The following is a 17128-nucleotide window of genomic DNA, read 5'->3' as shown; positions in this document are numbered from 1 at the left end:
CAAATTTAAGAAAGTTTTGAATCTCGATAAAAACCAATGATTTGTTCGGCTAACTCAATTCCAATTCTTTCCTGCGCTTCCTCTGTGCTCCCACCTAAATGTGGCGTAAGAGATAATTTTTCATTCATCAACAAACGCACACTTGGATTGGGTTCTTGTTCAAAAACATCCAATGCAGCACCTCTAACTTTACCATCTTCAATCGCATCAATCAAATCTTCTTCACAAACAATTCCACCTCTTGCCGTATTGATGATCACAACACCATCTTTCATTTTGGAAATGATTTCAGAATCAATGATATATTTTTCCTGTGAAGGAATATGCAAGGTTATAATATCAGATTGAGAAATGACGTCCTCAAATGATTGTATATCAAAATGAAACATCATGCATTGTCCATCAAAAAATTCGACTGGAACATCTGCTTCTTTATAGGTTCTATCGTAAGCCAAAACTTTCATTCCCGCACCAATAGCTAATTTGGCTACTTCACGGCCAATTCGACCAAAACCGATGATTCCCATCGTTTTTCCGCGAAGTTCTTGTGCTTTTGAATATTCCTTTTTCAAAGCATTAAAATGAATTTCACCCTCCAAAGGCATCATACGGTTGGATTGATGTAAGTTTCGGTAAATAGAATAGGCATGCGCCATAACCATTTCTGCAACCGAGTTAGATGAAGAAGCGGGAGTATTGAAAACGGCAATTCCTTTTGATCGCGCATATTCCACATCAATATTGTCCATTCCGACTCCTCCTCGACCAATGATTTTTAAAGAGGTTGCATCAATTAATTCTTTGCGAACTTTTGTTGCACTTCGAACCAATAAAACTTCGAATTGATGTTTATTGATATAATCTGCTAATTGCTCTTGAGCAACAAAGGTTGTGATGACTTCGAATCCTTCTCTTTCTAACAAGATTTTTCCTGCCAAAGAAATGCCATCATTTGCTAAAATTTTCATGTTGTATTAATTATTTTGACACGAATTCATAAAATGGAAATTAAGGGATTCGTGAATTAGCCTATTATTTTTATCCTAAATCTCTAAAGATGGCAATTTGCAAAGACCATTTTCATGGATGATTGGAATTTACCCAAATTTTTGTTCAAATGCTTTCATAACATCCACAAGTACCTGAACACTTTCCAAAGGCAAAGCATTGTACATACTAGCTCGATATCCACCTACATCTCGATGTCCATTTAAACTTGAAATACCTGCTTCCTTCCACATTTTATCAAATTCAGATTTCAAATCCTCATTGTTCAACACAAAAGTCGCATTCATTTCTGAACGATCTTCTACCACTGCCGTACCTGTAAATAAACCATTTCGGTCAATTTCGGAATACAATAATTCAGCTTTTTCTTGATTGATTTTTGAAATTCCTGCAACTCCACCCTGATTTTTCAACCATTGTAAGTTTAACATCACTCCATAAATTGCCAAAACTGGCCATGTATTGAATGCACTGCCTTTATTGATGTGAATTTGATAATCCAAATAGGAAGGAATGTCGCGACCTGTCTTTCCTAAAACCTCTTTGTTCACAATAGCCATCACGCTACCTGCTGGTCCCATATTCTTTTGAGCGCCTGCATAAATCACATCAAATTTGGACACATCCAATGGTTTACTCAAAATATCGGAAGACATATCACAAACTACCGGAACAGAACTTTCTGGAAAAGATTTCATTTGAGTTCCAAAAATTGTATTGTTGGATGTGCAATGAAAATAATCAACGTTGGAAGGTACAGTGTAATCCTTTGGGATATAATTGAAATTTTGATCGGCAGAACTTGCGATGATTTCAACATTTCCTAGTTTTTTTGCTTCCTTTATCGCTCCTTTTGCCCAAGCTCCCGTTTCCAAATAAGCAGCAGAACCATTCACTTTCATCATGTTAAATGGAACCATCACAAATTGTAAAGAAGCACCACCTTGCGTAAATATAACTTCATGCGTATCGGGAACTTGAAGTAATTCTTTTACCAATTGTATAGAAGTATCCATCACTTCTTGAGCATCTGCTCTTCTATGAGAAATTTCCATAATGGACGAACCCGAATTGTTGAAATTCAAAACGGCTTCTGACATCTTTTGAAATACTTCGTCTGGCAAGATGCAAGGACCTGCACTAAAATTGTGGATTTTCATATATTCTTGTGTGAAAATTGGTTATTATAGGTGTATAATTTCTTCATTTAGAAATCTATTCGCCGTGCATAAAAGCTTTTTTGCTCAACAAACGATCGTCAGATTCAACATGATCATCATCTGGAACACAACAATCAACCGGACATACAGCAGCACATTGAGGTTCTTCATGAAATCCTTTACATTCAGTACATTTATCGGGAACGATATAATAAACTTCATCGCTCACAGGTTCCTGTGCTTCATCTGCATTGAACTCTTGCCCATCAATGTTCACAATATTTCCTGTAAGCTCGGTACCATCTGAATATCTCCAATCTACAGCTGCTTCATAAATCGCATTATTTGGACATTCAGGTTCACATGCTCCACAATTGATACATTCATCTGTTATTATGATTGCCATTACTCTATTTTTATTTAATCGTTCTAACCATTTTAAACTGCTAAGAATTCCTTGGTAGATTCCTAGCTTTCACAAATTCAAATTCACTAAATTTGCCCACAAAATTACCACATTTTTTTAGAAATTATGTCAATTCAGAACCGCATTTCCGCATTTTATGATTTAGGTCAGTTCTTCCTAAATTATCTTGATTTTCAATCATCTAAAAACGACAATCAAGACCAAATTGATAACTCCTTTGAGGAATTTGAGTCTGTGTTGAAATTGGCAGAAATTCATAATCCTTGGTTTACGCAAGAAAACTTAGTTATTTCTCTGAATCAATGGGGATCTGCCTTGACAAAAGAGAATTTGGATAAATGGGTGAATTTTTACCAATATGCAAGCTCGCCTAAAAATGTGGGAATCATCATGGCTGGAAATATTCCATTGGTTGGATTTCATGATTTGCTTTCGGTCTTATTATCGGGTCATAATGCTTGGGTCAAATCATCATCCAAAGATGACGTACTGATGAATTGGATTATTCAATTTCTTCAAAAAACGGAGGAGGAAATGAAATCAAGCATTTCAAAAGTTGAAAAATTGCAGAATGTAGATGCAGTCATTGCCACAGGAAGTAATAATACAGCAAGGTATTTTGAATTTTATTTCAAAGATATTCCACATATCATTCGCAAAAACCGAACTTCAGTTGCGGTTTTAACAGGAAACGAATCAGAGGAAGACTTAAAAAATCTATCGAAAGACATTTTCTCCTATTTTGGTTTGGGTTGCCGAAATGTGACCAAATTATACATTCCTCAAAATTACCATATCGATTCCTTATTTGAAGCTTTTTACGATTGGAATCCTATTATCAATCATCCAAAATATGCCAATAATTATGATTACAATCGTGCCATTTATTTAATGGGAAATGAAGCCTTTTTGGACAATAATTTTGTGATTTTACGAGAATCAACTGATTTACATAGTCCTATTGGTGTCGTTCATTATGAATATTATGCTGATCTAAACGAGGTCAAAGTCCATTTGTTGGAACAAGAAGAACTAATTCAATGCATGGTAGGAAATGATATGCCGATTCAATTTGGGCAAACCCAAAATCCAAGTTTGATGGATTATGCAGATGGGATTGATACGATGAAATTTTTGGAAGGAATTTAAAAATGAGGGAATTGAATTTCCTTGAATTTTTCGTGTTAAATTCAAAAGAAATCATAGACTACTTCACTATATTTGCAAGGCAAATTCCAATAACAATATAAAATTCATCAAATGAAATACAAAAGAATACTTCTAAAATTAAGTGGCGAATCATTAATGGGAAATAACCAATACGGAATTGACCCAATCCGATTAAATGAATATGCACAAGAAATTAAAGAAGTTGTAGCCTTAGGAGTTGAAGTGGCAATTGTTATTGGTGGAGGAAACATTTTCCGTGGCGTAGCAGGAGCTGCACAAGGAATGGACCGCGTTCAAGGAGATTATATGGGAATGTTGGCAACGGTGATTAATTCGATGGCTTTACAATCTGCTTTGGAAGAAGCTGGTGTGTATACTCGATTGCAAACAGCGATTCGCATGGAACAAATTGCAGAACCGTTTATCAAAAGACGTGCAACTCGTCACCTAGAAAAAGGAAGAGTCGTAATCTTTGGAGCAGGAACTGGAAATCCTTATTTTACTACCGATACCGCTGCAACGTTAAGAGCAATCGAAATTGGTGCCGATGTAATTTTGAAAGGTACTCGAGTTGATGGAATTTATTCTGCAGATCCAGAAAAAGATCCTTCTGCAACAAAATTTGACACCTTGACATTTGATGAAGTGTATCAAAAAGGGTTGAATGTAATGGATATGACAGCTTTTACGTTGAGCCAAGAAAATAATTTACCAATCATTGTGTTTGACATGAACACCTCTGGAAATTTGAAAAAATTGGTAGAAGGTGGCAATATCGGAACCTTGGTTAAGTAATTAGAGATTGACTATTTGAAATTGAATTAATATATTCGCAAATCGATTAAAAGAAATATCATGGAAGAATTAGATTTGATACTAGAGGAAGCAAAAGACCAAATGCAAAAAGCTTTGGATCATTTGGAAAAAGAATTCACCAAACTACGTGCAGGAAAAGCTACTCCAGCAATGTTATCCACTGTTCGTTTTGATTATTATGGGAATTCAACTCCTTTAACTCAAGCCGCAAATATCAGTACTCCAGACGCGAGAACCTTGGCGGTTCAACCTTGGGAAAAAAATTTAATTCCAGAAATTGAGAAAGCGATTATCAATTCCAATTTAGGTTTCGCTCCATCCAATAATGGAGATATGATCATCATAAGCATTCCGCCTTTGACCGAGGAAAGACGTAAAGAATTGGCAAAAATGGCCAAAGCAGAAACTGAAAATGCTCGTATTGGTATCAGAAATGCGCGTAAAGATGCCAATAATGATATCAAGAAAGTGGAAGATATTGCAGACGATGTCAAAAAAGATTATGAAACTAGAATTCAAAATTTGACCGATAAATTCATCAAAAAAGCAGATGAAATTTTGGCTGAAAAAGAAAAAGAAGTAATGACTGTTTAACAGTATCAATCATACAAGAAAACGCTGTCCTAAAGACAGCGTTTTTTTATTCCCAACCATTTTATACAATATGTCCGATAGAATTCCAAATTCATTTTTTCAAGAAAACGATGCCTTGTTTGTTGCCAAAAACTTATTGGGCAAAACCTTGGTTCGACAATTTGAAGATGGCATAATTAAGCGCTTTCAAATTTTGGAAACCGAAGCTTATTTAGGTGAAGATGATCTTGCCTGTCATGCGAGCAAAGGGAAAACTCCACGCACATCTGTCATGTATGAAGAAGGAGGTTTGGTCTATGTTTATTTAATTTATGGCATGTATTGGATGCTTAATATTGTAACAGGTTCAAAAGACCATCCACAAGCTGTTCTAATCAGAGGAATTTCCAGTTGTATTGGACCTGGTAGAGTAGGAAACCAATTAAAAATCGATAAAAGCTTTTATGGAGAAAATTTGGAGTTATCCGATAGGATTTGGATTGAAAATTCAGATTTTTCTGGTGAAATTCTACAAACTCCTAGAATCGGAATTGAGTACGCGGGTGATATTTGGAAAAATAAACCTTGGAGATTTATTCTAATCCCCGATTAACCTATTCATATAAATTTTAATAAAACGTTAAATCCTTATGATTTGAGATTTTTGGCATCAGGATTGAGTTCATACAATTTTAAAAAAAACGAAAATGAAATCAATCTTATTTACATTCGGAATAGCATCAATGTTGTTTTTTGGCAACCACGTAAATGCACAAGAACAAATTATTCAAGCATCTGAATTACCTGCTACGGCAAGTAAATTCCTAAAATCAAACTTCGGTAAAGAAACCATTGCAAAAGTTGAAAAAGATGTCAAAGACATGGACTATGAAGTATATTTCAACAATGGTGTGAAAGTAGAATTTGACAAAGAAGGAAATTGGAAAGAAATTGATGGAAATAATGTTACGGCAATCCCAACCGAATTTATTGACAAATCAATTTTGAAATATGTATCGGCCAATTATCCCAATACCAAAATTGTGAAAATTGAAAAAAATCGTACCAATCAAGAAGTAGAATTATCCAACGGAATTGAATTGAAATTTGATTCCAATGGAAAATTTATACGAATGGATTAATTCCCCTATTTAGATAAGATTCAAAATTTTGAATCAAAAAAAAACGCTGCAATTAGCAGCGTTTTTTTTGTTTTGTCATTGTAAATTAATCTTATGTAAAAAAAATCTTATGCTCTTTTAACATTGACAGCATTTGTCCCTTTACGACCTTCTTCCAAATCATAGGTAACATTATCGTTATCTCTGATTTTGTCAACAAGACCTGTTACATGGACAAAATACTCATTACCTGACTCGTCATCTTTAATGAAACCGTAACCTTTGGTGTCATTGTAAAATTTGACAGTACCTTTATTCATAATTATTAAATTTCTGGAAAGATATAATAATAAAATTTAGTTACCATCAAAATTCTTATTTATTTTTTTGACGCTTCATTTTCATTACATTTGAAGCACTTACACACAAAATATGGACAGAAGAACTTTTTTAAAAAACTCAAGTTTATTTGGTTTAGGCGCATTGATTTTACCTGGATCTTTGTACAGTAGTTCCATGGTAAATTCAGCCAATTCAACTATCAAAATTGGTTTAATTGCTACGGGTATGCGCGGCCAAGTTCATTTGAAGGAATTGCTCAGAAGAAATGATGTAGAAGTAGTGGCAATAGCAGATCCTGACAAAAGAATGGTCGAAATGGCCTTAAAAATCTTCAAAGAATTCAACAAACCAACTCCTAAAATATTTGGCAATGGCGATTACGATTACCGAAAACTCTTAAAAGAAAAAGATATCAATGCGGTCATTATTTCCACACCTTGGGAATGGCATTCTATGCAAACGGTTGAAGCCATGCGAGCTGGTAAAATCGTTGGCTTGGAAGTTTGCGGAGCCATGAATGTCAAAGAATGTTGGGAATATGTCAACGTTTATGAAGAAACAAAGGTTCCGATTTTTATGATGGAAAATGTTTGTTACCGTCGTGATATCATGGCGGTTTTCAACATGGTTCGTCAAGGAAAATTCGGAGAGATTGTTCATGGACAAGGTGGCTATCAACACGATTTACGAAATGTATTATTTAATGATGGCATCAATCCTTATGGCGGTGGAGTCGAATTTGGTGACAAAGGATTTTCAGAAGCCAAATGGAGAACCAACCATTATGTCAAACGAAATGGTGAACTTTATCCAACGCATGGTTTAGGTCCTGTAGCAACGATGATGGATGTGAATCGTGGAAATCGAATTACCCATCTAACGTCAATGGCTTCTAAACAAGCGGGATTAACCGATTATATCAAAAAATTAGGTGGAGAAAATCATCCGAACGCAAAAGTTGAATTCAAGCAAGGTGATATCGTACAAACCATGATGCAATGCGAAAATGGCGAAACCATTTTGTTGACGCATGATACTTCCCTTCAACGTCCTTATAATTTAGGATTCCGTGTACAAGGAACCGATGGAATTTGGCAAGACATAGGTTGGGGAGATTTCAATCAAGGTTTTATTTATTTTGAAGATGAAATGAACCATTCGCATCGATGGGAAGAATCGACCAATTATTTGACGAAATTCGATCATCCGGTTTGGAAAAAGCATGAAAAACAAGCGGAAGGAGCGGGTCATGGCGGAATGGATTATTTCCTGATCAACGATTTTGTCGAATGCATCAAAGCCAACAAAGAATTCCCATTTGATGTGTACGACCTTGCCACTTGGTACGCCGTTACACCATTGAGCGAAAAATCGATTGCTGAAAATGGCTCGTCTCAAGTAATGCCCGATTTCACTCGAGGAAAATACAAAGAACGTAAACCTGTATTCGGATTTGATTATTATGAATAAGATTTCTCTGCTTATTTTGGCAGGTGGAATGGGAAGTCGATACAAAGGACAAAAGCAAGTAGATGTCATTTCTGGAAATGAAACCTTGATGGAATTTGCTTTATTTGATGCCTTGGAACTGGGTATCCGAAATTTTGTTTTTATCATCAATTCCCAATTTCCAATTGACTATAAAAATCAATTGACCCAACTACTGAATCATAAAGGAGCTCAAATCCATTTTATTGTTCAAGACAATCAGCAATTGGTTCCTGAAGAATTTCAATCGAGATTTGATCATCGAAAGAAACCTTTGGGAACAGGACACGCCGTTTTATTGGCAAAGGATTTTATCAACGGACCTTTTTTAACGATGAACGCCGATGATTTTTATGGAAGAGAAACCTTTCGTTTAGGAATCGAAATGGCTCAAAATCTTCAGGAAAATGAATTCGGACTAATCGCCTTTGAATTGGGAAACACCTTGAGTGAATATGGGAAAGTTTCAAGAGGAATTTGCAAATCTGAAAATGGAAAATTGGTTTCTGTTGAAGAACATACCGAAATAGGATATGATGGAAATGTTTTAATCGGATTGAATTCAAAAAAGGAAGTATCAAAATTAAACGAAACCGACCAAACATCCATGAATCTTTGGGTACTTCAACCCAGTTTTTTCCATTTGGCAAAAAAGGAATTTCATGTCTTTTTAGAAAATATGTTAGATAATCAAAAAGATGAATTTTATTTGCCCTTTGTCATTGACCAAGCCATACAAAATCAGCAAGTAAAAGTTCTCATCCAACAAACATCTTCAAAATGGATGGGTTTGACCTATGCCGACGACAAACTTTGGGTTCAAAAAGAAATCCAAAAACAAATTACCAACGGAATATATCCAAATCAATTATGGGAATAGTAGAAGCAAAAAAAGTTTTTGAAAATTTCGAATCCATTGAAGAAGATTTCGGATGTATAGGTTTGGAATCTGGTCATATCAACGAAACCTATTTGATTCGAAATCAGCAGAAAAAATACATTTTGCAAAAGATTAATTCGTCTATATTTCCCAATTTAGAAACTATTCATTCCAATATTGAGATTGTTGCCAAACATTTAGAATCCAAAAATTATGCTCACAAACGAATTGAACTTCTACCCTTTTCCAACGGAAAAACGATTTGGGAAAACGAATGGAGAATCATGCATTTTATTGGAAATTCAATCGGATTTGAAAAAGTAAATTCAGCAAATCAATGTTACGAAGCAGCCGTTTTTTTAAGTGATTTTCATTCGAATTTACTCGATTTAGATACGAGACAAATCCAAAATCCTTTGCCCAATTTCTTAAACTATGAAGATCGATGGCATCAATTTGTGATGAGTGTAGATTTCGCTTCCAAAGACCGATTGGCAGAAGCTTTACCTGAAATAGAATTCTTGTACGCACATCGTTTTATTTTGGACGAATGGATTAATCTACAACCTGAACTTCCATTAAGAATCATACATGGAGATCCCAAAATTTCGAATTTTTTATTTGACGAAATGAATTCATCCAAAATCATTGCAATAATCGATTGGGACACCTTGATGCCTGGAACAATTTTGTATGATTTTGCCGATATGGTTCGCTCCTATTCCAATCTGAAAGAAGAAGATGATCCTTCTGTAGGAAAAAATTTCAGCCAAGAAAATTATTTGGCTCTTGAAAAAGGATTTCTAAAACATCTCAACGAGTGTTTGGAACCCATTGAGAAAAACAATTTGAAATTGGCGGCAAAAATCATCATCTACATTCAAGCCCTTCGTTTTCTCACCGATTTTCTCAACCAAGATGTTTATTATAAAATCAAATACCCTATCCAAAACTTGAATAGGGCAAAAAATCAAATCAATCTTCTAAAAAGTTTGTTGAATTAGTTGGATCAATACTTTTCATCTTGAACGGTCCACACTAAATTTTCAACTGGAAAACCATTTTGGATCGCATAATCCACGTATTTTTTCTTTACAGATTCTGATAGCGATTTTTCGCGAGATAAGATCCACATATAATCTGTGCTTTCACCAAATATCAATACGGACGAATAATCATCTTCTATCATAACGGCATTGTATTCGGCATAAAAGGGACCAAAGAAAGAAACTTTCAAAGCTCCAATGGTTTCGTCTTTGACAAATTTGGCTTTTCCGTTGGCTTCCTCCCATTTATTTTTCACAAAATTATATCCGCGATTCGTTACGTTAATTTTTCCATCATTTCGTTTGGAATATTCAGCTGTAACGTTTTTTAAATCTTTCTCATGTTTAAAGTCAAATCTTGCGATTTCGTACCACTTTCCTAAATATTTCTCAGAATCGAAATTGGTTACCGCCAATTTTTGGTAGTCTGAACTTTTTTGAGCCGAAAGGAAATAGAATAAACCTGCGCCAGCAAATAAAGCAATAGGCAATCCTATTTTCATAAATTTTTTTTGATTTTTCATTTTAGTGATTTGTGTAAATTCACACCAAAATCATGCCCTTTATAAAATCTAACCCATAAAAAAAGCTGCAAATGTTGTATTTGCAGCTTTTATATGTTTAAAAATCTTATTTATCCTCTTCGGCCTCCTCCACCAAAACGGCTACTTCCACCGCTTCTGCTTCCGCCGCTACGACTTCCTCCACCGTATGATTTTCCACCACCCGATTTAGAACGTCCGCCGCTTCTTTCTCCACCGCTACTACGACGGTCTCCTCCACTTCGGCTTCCACCTCCATAAGATTTTCCTCCGCCACCAGAGCGTCTTCTATCTCCTCCTCTACGGTCTCCACCACGATCATCTCTTCTTTCTCTTCTTTCAGACGGTGTAGAAATTTGAACTTCCGTTTCCTCGTTCGCAAATGAATCCAAAATCAATTGTTCGTACTCACTATCCGCTTCAAAGAATGAGAAATTACGTAAGATTTCAATTTTTCCAATTTCGATATCGCGTTTGTTGGTTACTTCATTGATCAAACCAATCAAATTTGGCGCTTTCAATTTATGTTTCTCACCAATGTTGATGTGGAAACGAGTGAATCCTCTTACACTTCCTCTACGAGATTCGCGTTCTTCTCTACCTGATTCTGAAACGTTTAAATCTTTCGCATTTTTGTAGTAATCCAAGAATGTGCTGAATTCCAAATACACAAAACGTCTCAACAATTCTTCACGATCCATCCACTCCAATTTTTGGCTGATGGTGTCCATATAAGGAGCAATTTGCTCTTCGTTGACATCGATGCTTTCAATTTTGTCAATCGTAGCAAACAAACGTCTTTCAACAATTTCTTTCCCAGTTGGAACATTTTTTTTCTCAATCTTTTTGTGGATTAATTTTTCCAAATCCTTGATTTTACGCCCTTCTCTTGAGTGCGCGATAATGATTGAAATCCCTTTGTTCCCAGCACGACCTGTACGTCCACTTCTGTGTACATAAACTTCTGGATCATCTGGTAAATTATAATTGATTACGTGGGTTAATTCTGTAACGTCAATTCCACGAGCCGCAACGTCTGTTGCAACCAATAATTGCAATTGTTTACGACGGAATTTGTCCATTACCATATCACGTTGAGCTTGTGACAAATCACCATGCAAAGCATCAGCATTATATCCGTCTTGGATCAAGGCATCTGCCACTTCTTTGGTTTCACGACGCGTACGACAGAAAACAATTCCATATACATTTGGATTGATGTCAGCCAAACGTTTCAAAGCCAAATAACGATCATTGGCACGAACCATATAGAAATGGTGGTCAACATCTGATGAAGACTCATTGGTTTTACCCATAGAAATCTCAATCGGTTTGTGCATGTATTCGCTAGCGATTCTACGAACTTCTTTAGGCATTGTAGCAGAAAACAATAAGGTTTGTTTTTCTTCTGGAGTCGATTCCAAAATCGCATCAATATCCTCACGGAATCCCATGTTCAACATTTCGTCAGCTTCATCCAAAACAACCCAGTCAACATGATTGATTTTCAAAGCTCCTCTTTTAATCAAATCCAAGGTTCTTCCTGGCGTTCCCACCACGATTTGAGGGTTTTTCTTCAATCCATTGATTTGTTTCAAAGCATCTGCTCCACCGTAAACCGCTTGGATCATGACGTTTCCTAAATGTTTGGAATAGCTCTCTAAATCTTTGGCAATCTGCAAACAAAGTTCACGAGTTGGACATAAGATGATCGCTTGAACTGTTCTACTTTCAACACTTAATTTTTCTAAAATTGGCAAACCAAATGAAGCCGTTTTCCCAGTACCTGTTTGTGCTAAGGCAATTAAATCTTGTTCAGATGATAAAATTTGAGGGATTGCTTGTTGTTGAATTGGTGTTGGATTGGTGTATCCTAATCCGTCGATGGCTTGAAGAATTTGTTCATTCAAACCCATTTCATGAAAAGTATTCATTCTTTTTTAAGTATGTTTTACCGGCAATCGGTCATTTATCCACGCACCGGCGATTATTAAAATCGAATGCGAAAGATGAAATTAAACGGCCACGCAGCCTATAAAACCCAAAATGAATCTTTAACATTCGTGTTTTCTACCCAGAAAACGGGTGCAAAGGTACAAAAATTATTCCAAATACTCACAATTTTATTCAAATCCATTTGAAATGGATCGTGAAATAAAAAAAAATTGAACTAATTGCTGAAGTTATTTACAACATAAAAGTAATTGTCCTCTAAATGCCAACAATATTGAGGTTGTTCTGTGATTTCCATTAAATTCAATAGACGAACCAAATCATTATACGTATGGTTATCTGTCAACTGAAATTTTAAGCCAGTTTTCTGAATATTCTCTTCTTGTAATTTTAAAACAGCGGCTTTGAGGTATATTTCTTGTTCAATCGTAAAATGAACGGGCAAATCCATGGTCTTATACTCAATTTTTTCTCGATAATTATAATCAGTAAACATTTCAAAAGAATCCTTTGGTGGCAAATAAAGTTTGAGGAAATTTTGATTCTGATTGTCAATTTCTTTCTGAAAAATGCCCACAAACAAAACAGGAATAATCAGCAAACTGATCACTCCTGTTAGATTATCTATTTTGGAATATGTTTTATTTTTTCTCAAAGTTTACAAAACTTCTTTGATGCTATACTTTTGGCCATTGAATTCGATTACATCTCCTGCTTTTGCACCTTCCAATGCCGAATAAATAGGAGCCTCTGTATTCAATCCAATGTATTTCTTACCTTCATAATCAAACATATTGGCGGTGATACCGATGAAAAAATTCAAGGTTTCGGTTAAAACCAAAGCTCCTGGTTCTACTTTCTCTTTTGGACCAAAATCCAAATTCAAGAAACTATCAATCATTTGTTTTTGGCGGTTAATTCTTAACTCCAATCCTTTTGCAGATTCTTGACTTTGCGTCATTTGCGAATAATCCTCTGGATCGATGGTTGATTCCTCATCCAAATCAGCGGACTCTTGATAGGTTGCAAACATTTCTTTCAATCCATTTAAGTCTGCTTTTTCAATTTCAATAATTTGATTCTTGATGGTTTCTTTTAAAGACATATTTGTTTGTTTTGATTAAATTTAAGTAAAATTGTACGAATATTACTCGACAAAATTAATTGAAATAATGAAAAACATACTTTTTACGCTCATGTTTGTCATTTCTATTGGCAGCTTTGCACAAACATCAGACCAAGAATTGAATCCCAATAAATGGCGAGTTGGTGGTGGGATTGGATTAGGATTCGGAAGCAATGATTATTTCGGATTTTCCATTTCTCCTTCAGTTGGATATGAAATTACGCCCATGATTGAAGCTGGTGTTTCGGCTGGATATCAATATTCGAAATGGTCATATGCCAAACAAAATTTATTCAATTTTGGTCCTTATGTGAATTTTTATCCGGTTGATTTTTTATTTCTTCGTTCCCATTTTGAACACTATTTAGGAACGCATACATGGCAATCTAGCAATCCAGATGTGAGCGATCTGAAAGAAAATTATGATGAATCAGCATTATGGTTGGGAGGCGGATATCGCAGTCCAGGAAAGGTTTCTTTTCATGTTGGGATCATGTACAATGTTTTATACAAGGAAAATTCCAGCATATTTTCAACAGGACTTCGACCAATGGCTGGAGTTAGTTTTGGATTTTAATTTTCCTATCGAATAATTCATTGATTACAAATAATTTGAAAATTATTATTAAATTTTAACATATAGAATTGCAATTATTTAAAAAATTCAATTCTATATTTGCAAAAGAGAAGTTCATCAATTTTATTCTTATCAAGAAAAGCCGAGGGAAATGGCCCGTTGAAGCTTTAGCAACCATCTAGTTTAGATAAGGTGCTACATCCATCCGACAAGGAAAGATAAGTTCACAGCAAAGTTTAGGTTACAATAAAACAATATACTAGACTCTTCTGACTTATCAGAGGAGTCTTTTTTTTTGACTTTTCTGAAGCTGCTCTTGGTAAGATTTTACAACACACACAAAACACAGAAAAAATCTAAAAATGAGCAGAATAACTGAAATCTTAGAATCTATACCTGTCGATCCATTGACAGGTTCGATTTCCGTCCCTATTTACCAAACATCCACATTTGTTCAGGAAGCGCCAGGCATCAACAAAGGATTTGATTATGCGAGAAGCAATAATCCTACTCGTTTAGCCCTTGAAAACATTGTTGCTCAAATGGAAATGGGACACAAAGGTTTCGCATTTGCGACAGGTTTGGCTGCCATTGATGCTGTCGTTAAATTACTGGAATCGGGAGACGAAATCATCGCAGTGGATGATATTTATGGTGGCGCTTACCGATTATTTACACAGATTTATCAAAAATTTGGGATCAAAGTTCATTATGTTGATACAACACAAGCTGAAAATATTCTTGAATTTATCAATGATAAAACCAAATTGATTTGGTTAGAATCTCCCACCAATCCAACCTTGAAAATTTCAGACATTCAAAAAATTTCTGAAATTGCCCATTCATTTGGAGCCTTGGTGGTGGTCGACAATACATTTGCAAGTCCTATTGCGCAATTGCCGCTAGAATTAGGTGCTGACATAGTCGTACATAGTGCAACCAAATACATCGCAGGCCATTCCGATTTGGTCGCAGGATTGGTCATTACCAAAACACCAGAATTATCTGAAAAAATAAAATTTATACAAAACGCCTCCGGAGCAATTTTAGGTCCATGGGATTGTTTTTTAGTGATACGTGGAATTGAATCTTTAGACTTAAGGGTCAGACAACAAAGCGAGAACGCGAAAATAATTGCTAATTTTCTGATGAATAGGGAGGAAATAGACAAAGTCTATTATCCGGGGTTAACTACACACACGAACCACGAGATTGCGCAAAAGCAACAAAATGGATTATTCGGGGGCGTTATTTCTTTTAGCTTAAAAAAGGACAGCATAGATGCTGCCAATCAATTTGTTACCCAAACAAAATTATTTAAGCTGGCAGAAAGCTTAGGTGGTGTCAAAAGTTTGATTTCTCATCCTGCTCAAATGACGCATGCTTCTGTACCTAGAGAAAAAAGAATTTCATCGGGTATTCAAGATTCCTTAATTCGACTTTCTGTTGGAATTGAAGATCCCTTAGATCTAGTTCAAGATTTAGAAAAAGCATTATTGTCCATCGATCAAAAAATCAAAGAAATTATCTAACTCATGTTCAGGGCCAATTGCTAAAATCAATCCATTTTTTGGATTTGAAAGGGTGAAAATTGGTCCTTTTGAACGAAACTTTAGTCAACATCATGAAAAAAATAAACATCGGACTATTCGGATTTGGAGTAGTCGGAGAGGGAATCTACAAGGTTTTATCAGAGAAATCTCAACTCAATACTGAGATCAAAAAAATCGTCATCAAACATCCTGAAAAAAAGCGAAACGCACCCGCACAATTGTTCACCACAGACGCAAAAGAGATTCTAGATGATCCTGAAATTGATATTGTCGTGGAATTGATAGACGATGCAGAAGCCGCATTTGAAATTGCAAAAACTGCCATGAATTCTGGAAAATCAGTGGTCAGTGCCAACAAAAAAATGATTGCGGAGCATGCCTCGGAATTGATCGAATTACAACGAAAAAACAAGGTATCTTTCCTATACGAAGCTGCCGTTTGTGGCAGTATTCCCATCATCAGAAATTTAGAAGAATATTACGATAATGACTTGCTAAACTATGTCAAAGGCATCGTCAATGGCTCTACCAATTACATCCTAACCAAAATGAAATCTGAAAACCAGAGCTATGACGATGCCTTATTTTCTGCACAAAAAAATGGTTTCGCCGAAAGTGATCCAACCTTGGATGTAGAAGGAATCGATGCTGCCAACAAATTAAGTATCATCATCCTACATGCGTTCGGTCGTTTAATTTCCCATGAGGAAATCCTTCGAAAAGGAATAACCTCTTTAAAAACTGAAGATTTTCAATATGCTACTGAAAAAGGTCTGGTGATTAAACTAATTGCCTCTTGTCAATTGGATGATAAGAACAAATTAATCCCTACCGTTCTTCCAACTTTTATTGAAAAAAGCAAAACATTGGCCTTGGTCAACAATGAATTCAATGGAGTTTTAATAGGAAGTGCTTTGGCAGATGAACAATTTTTATATGGGAAAGGTGCCGGAAGATTTCCTACTTCTTCTGCAGTTTTAAGTGATATTTCCGCCTTGCGCTATTCGTATAAATATGAATTAAGAAAAGGAATTCAAAATGGATTTCAATCCAATTATTCATCTCTACAAAGAATTTATCTAGGATTTGACCCAAAAGAAAATATCGATCAAAATTTGTTCGAAAACATAGAAGAATCCTACCAAAGCAATCATCATGCGTATGTCACAGGTTCCATCAACTTAGAAAAATTAAAATCCTCTGGATGGTTAGAAAATAAAGCTATTTCCATAATAGCCTTTTAATTTCATTATTGTCCCGTCCTAAAATAAGTTGACACAAAATCGACTTATTATGAAAGAATTAAATTCCGAAAGGAACAAACGGACGCAACGAGATTATACTTT

Annotated in this window: 19 protein-coding genes and 1 riboswitch; of the genes, 11 read left to right on the top strand and 8 right to left on the bottom strand. The window is 35.4% G+C overall.

Translation table 11 applies throughout. The features are described 5' to 3' along the window. Positions 1-5: 5 nt before the first annotated feature. The 3 genes from ABID46_RS12580 to ABID46_RS12570 form a co-directional block, all read right to left on the bottom strand. Complete coding sequence (locus ABID46_RS12580) at positions 6-968, bottom strand: D-2-hydroxyacid dehydrogenase (protein ID WP_354510647.1); 963 nt, start codon at positions 966-968, stop codon at positions 6-8. A gap of 129 nt (positions 969-1097) precedes the next feature. Further along, on the bottom strand, positions 1098-2168 hold the full coding sequence (gene serC / locus ABID46_RS12575; RefSeq protein ID WP_354510645.1) for a 3-phosphoserine/phosphohydroxythreonine transaminase: 1071 nt from the start codon (positions 2166-2168) through the stop codon (positions 1098-1100). 55 nt (positions 2169-2223) lie between these two features. Further along, positions 2224-2574, bottom strand: coding sequence for a 4Fe-4S dicluster domain-containing protein (locus tag ABID46_RS12570; protein WP_354510643.1), 351 nt, complete (start codon positions 2572-2574; stop codon positions 2224-2226). A gap of 126 nt (positions 2575-2700) precedes the next feature. Between ABID46_RS12570 and ABID46_RS12565 the strand changes: the two genes are divergently transcribed. From ABID46_RS12565 to ABID46_RS12545, 5 genes are all read left to right on the top strand, one after another. Continuing rightward, positions 2701-3744 carry an acyl-CoA reductase gene (locus tag ABID46_RS12565; RefSeq protein WP_354510641.1) on the top strand — a complete coding sequence of 348 codons (1044 nt, stop codon included), beginning with the start codon at positions 2701-2703 and terminating at the stop codon, positions 3742-3744. Between the two features lie 111 nt (positions 3745-3855). After that, positions 3856-4560 carry a UMP kinase gene (gene pyrH, locus ABID46_RS12560; RefSeq protein ID WP_354510639.1) on the top strand — a complete coding sequence of 235 codons (705 nt, stop codon included), beginning with the start codon at positions 3856-3858 and terminating at the stop codon, positions 4558-4560. A 57-nt stretch (positions 4561-4617) separates the two neighbouring features. Continuing rightward, positions 4618-5175, top strand: a complete 558-nt coding sequence (frr, locus tag ABID46_RS12555; protein ID WP_354510667.1) for a ribosome recycling factor — start codon at positions 4618-4620, stop codon at positions 5173-5175. A gap of 70 nt (positions 5176-5245) precedes the next feature. Beyond that, positions 5246-5767 carry a DNA-3-methyladenine glycosylase gene (locus tag ABID46_RS12550; RefSeq protein WP_354510637.1) on the top strand — a complete coding sequence of 174 codons (522 nt, stop codon included), beginning with the start codon at positions 5246-5248 and terminating at the stop codon, positions 5765-5767. A 94-nt stretch (positions 5768-5861) separates the two neighbouring features. Further along, the gene (locus tag ABID46_RS12545) at positions 5862-6296 is read left to right on the top strand and encodes a PepSY-like domain-containing protein (RefSeq protein WP_354510635.1); all 435 of its coding nucleotides are present in this window, start codon (positions 5862-5864) and stop codon (positions 6294-6296) included. Positions 6297-6403: 107 nt separating this feature from the next. Here ABID46_RS12545 and ABID46_RS12540 read toward each other — a convergent pair whose 3' ends face one another. Further along, positions 6404-6595, bottom strand: coding sequence for a cold-shock protein (locus ABID46_RS12540; RefSeq protein WP_354510633.1), 192 nt, complete (start codon positions 6593-6595; stop codon positions 6404-6406). 112 nt (positions 6596-6707) lie between these two features. On the opposite strand from ABID46_RS12540, the gene ABID46_RS12535 reads away from it, so the two are divergent. The 3 genes from ABID46_RS12535 to ABID46_RS12525 are packed head-to-tail and all read left to right on the top strand — an operon-like array spanning position 6708 to position 9989. Further along, a complete protein-coding gene (locus ABID46_RS12535) occupies positions 6708-8087 on the top strand; it encodes a Gfo/Idh/MocA family protein (RefSeq protein WP_354510631.1) in 1380 nt (459 codons plus the stop codon). Continuing rightward, positions 8080-8985: a nucleotidyltransferase family protein gene (locus ABID46_RS12530; RefSeq protein WP_354510629.1), complete on the top strand. Its 906-nt coding sequence runs from the start codon at positions 8080-8082 to the stop codon at positions 8983-8985. The genes ABID46_RS12535 and ABID46_RS12530 overlap by 8 nt, the downstream gene beginning before the upstream one ends. Continuing rightward, a complete protein-coding gene (locus ABID46_RS12525; RefSeq protein WP_354510627.1) occupies positions 8976-9989 on the top strand; it encodes a phosphotransferase enzyme family protein in 1014 nt (337 codons plus the stop codon). The genes ABID46_RS12530 and ABID46_RS12525 overlap by 10 nt, the downstream gene beginning before the upstream one ends. 5 nt (positions 9990-9994) lie before the next feature. Here ABID46_RS12525 and ABID46_RS12520 read toward each other — a convergent pair whose 3' ends face one another. The 4 genes from ABID46_RS12520 to ABID46_RS12505 all read right to left on the bottom strand — a co-directional run bounded on the left by ABID46_RS12520 (position 9995) and on the right by ABID46_RS12505 (position 13631). Then, positions 9995-10534, bottom strand: coding sequence for a lipocalin family protein (locus ABID46_RS12520; RefSeq protein ID WP_354510625.1), 540 nt, complete (start codon positions 10532-10534; stop codon positions 9995-9997). Positions 10535-10665: 131 nt separating this feature from the next. Next, a complete protein-coding gene (locus tag ABID46_RS12515) occupies positions 10666-12507 on the bottom strand; it encodes a DEAD/DEAH box helicase (protein WP_354510623.1) in 1842 nt (613 codons plus the stop codon). Between the two features lie 236 nt (positions 12508-12743). Beyond that, complete coding sequence (locus tag ABID46_RS12510) at positions 12744-13181, bottom strand: hypothetical protein (protein ID WP_354510621.1); 438 nt, start codon at positions 13179-13181, stop codon at positions 12744-12746. Positions 13182-13184: 3 nt separating this feature from the next. Then, entirely contained in the window at positions 13185-13631 is a 447-nt protein-coding gene (locus ABID46_RS12505) for a hypothetical protein (protein ID WP_354510619.1), read from the bottom strand. Between the two features lie 67 nt (positions 13632-13698). Here ABID46_RS12505 and ABID46_RS12500 point away from each other — a divergent pair, with 67 nt between their 5' ends. From ABID46_RS12500 to ABID46_RS12490, 3 genes are all read left to right on the top strand, one after another. Beyond that, entirely contained in the window at positions 13699-14229 is a 531-nt protein-coding gene (locus tag ABID46_RS12500) for a hypothetical protein (protein ID WP_354510617.1), read from the top strand. 126 nt (positions 14230-14355) lie between these two features. After that, positions 14356-14454: riboswitch (SAM riboswitch) on the top strand. A 137-nt stretch (positions 14455-14591) separates the two neighbouring features. Continuing rightward, the gene (locus ABID46_RS12495) at positions 14592-15761 is read left to right on the top strand and encodes a trans-sulfuration enzyme family protein (RefSeq protein ID WP_354510615.1); all 1170 of its coding nucleotides are present in this window, start codon (positions 14592-14594) and stop codon (positions 15759-15761) included. Between the two features lie 68 nt (positions 15762-15829). Then, a complete protein-coding gene (locus tag ABID46_RS12490) occupies positions 15830-17026 on the top strand; it encodes a homoserine dehydrogenase (protein WP_354510613.1) in 1197 nt (398 codons plus the stop codon). Positions 17027-17128 lie beyond the last annotated feature (102 nt).

This window comes from Moheibacter stercoris (assembly GCF_040545805.1).
Taxonomy (GTDB): domain Bacteria; phylum Bacteroidota; class Bacteroidia; order Flavobacteriales; family Weeksellaceae; genus Moheibacter; species Moheibacter stercoris.
The sequence above is the reverse complement of the archived record's forward strand: the minus strand, read 5'-3'. Positions and strand labels throughout refer to the sequence as shown.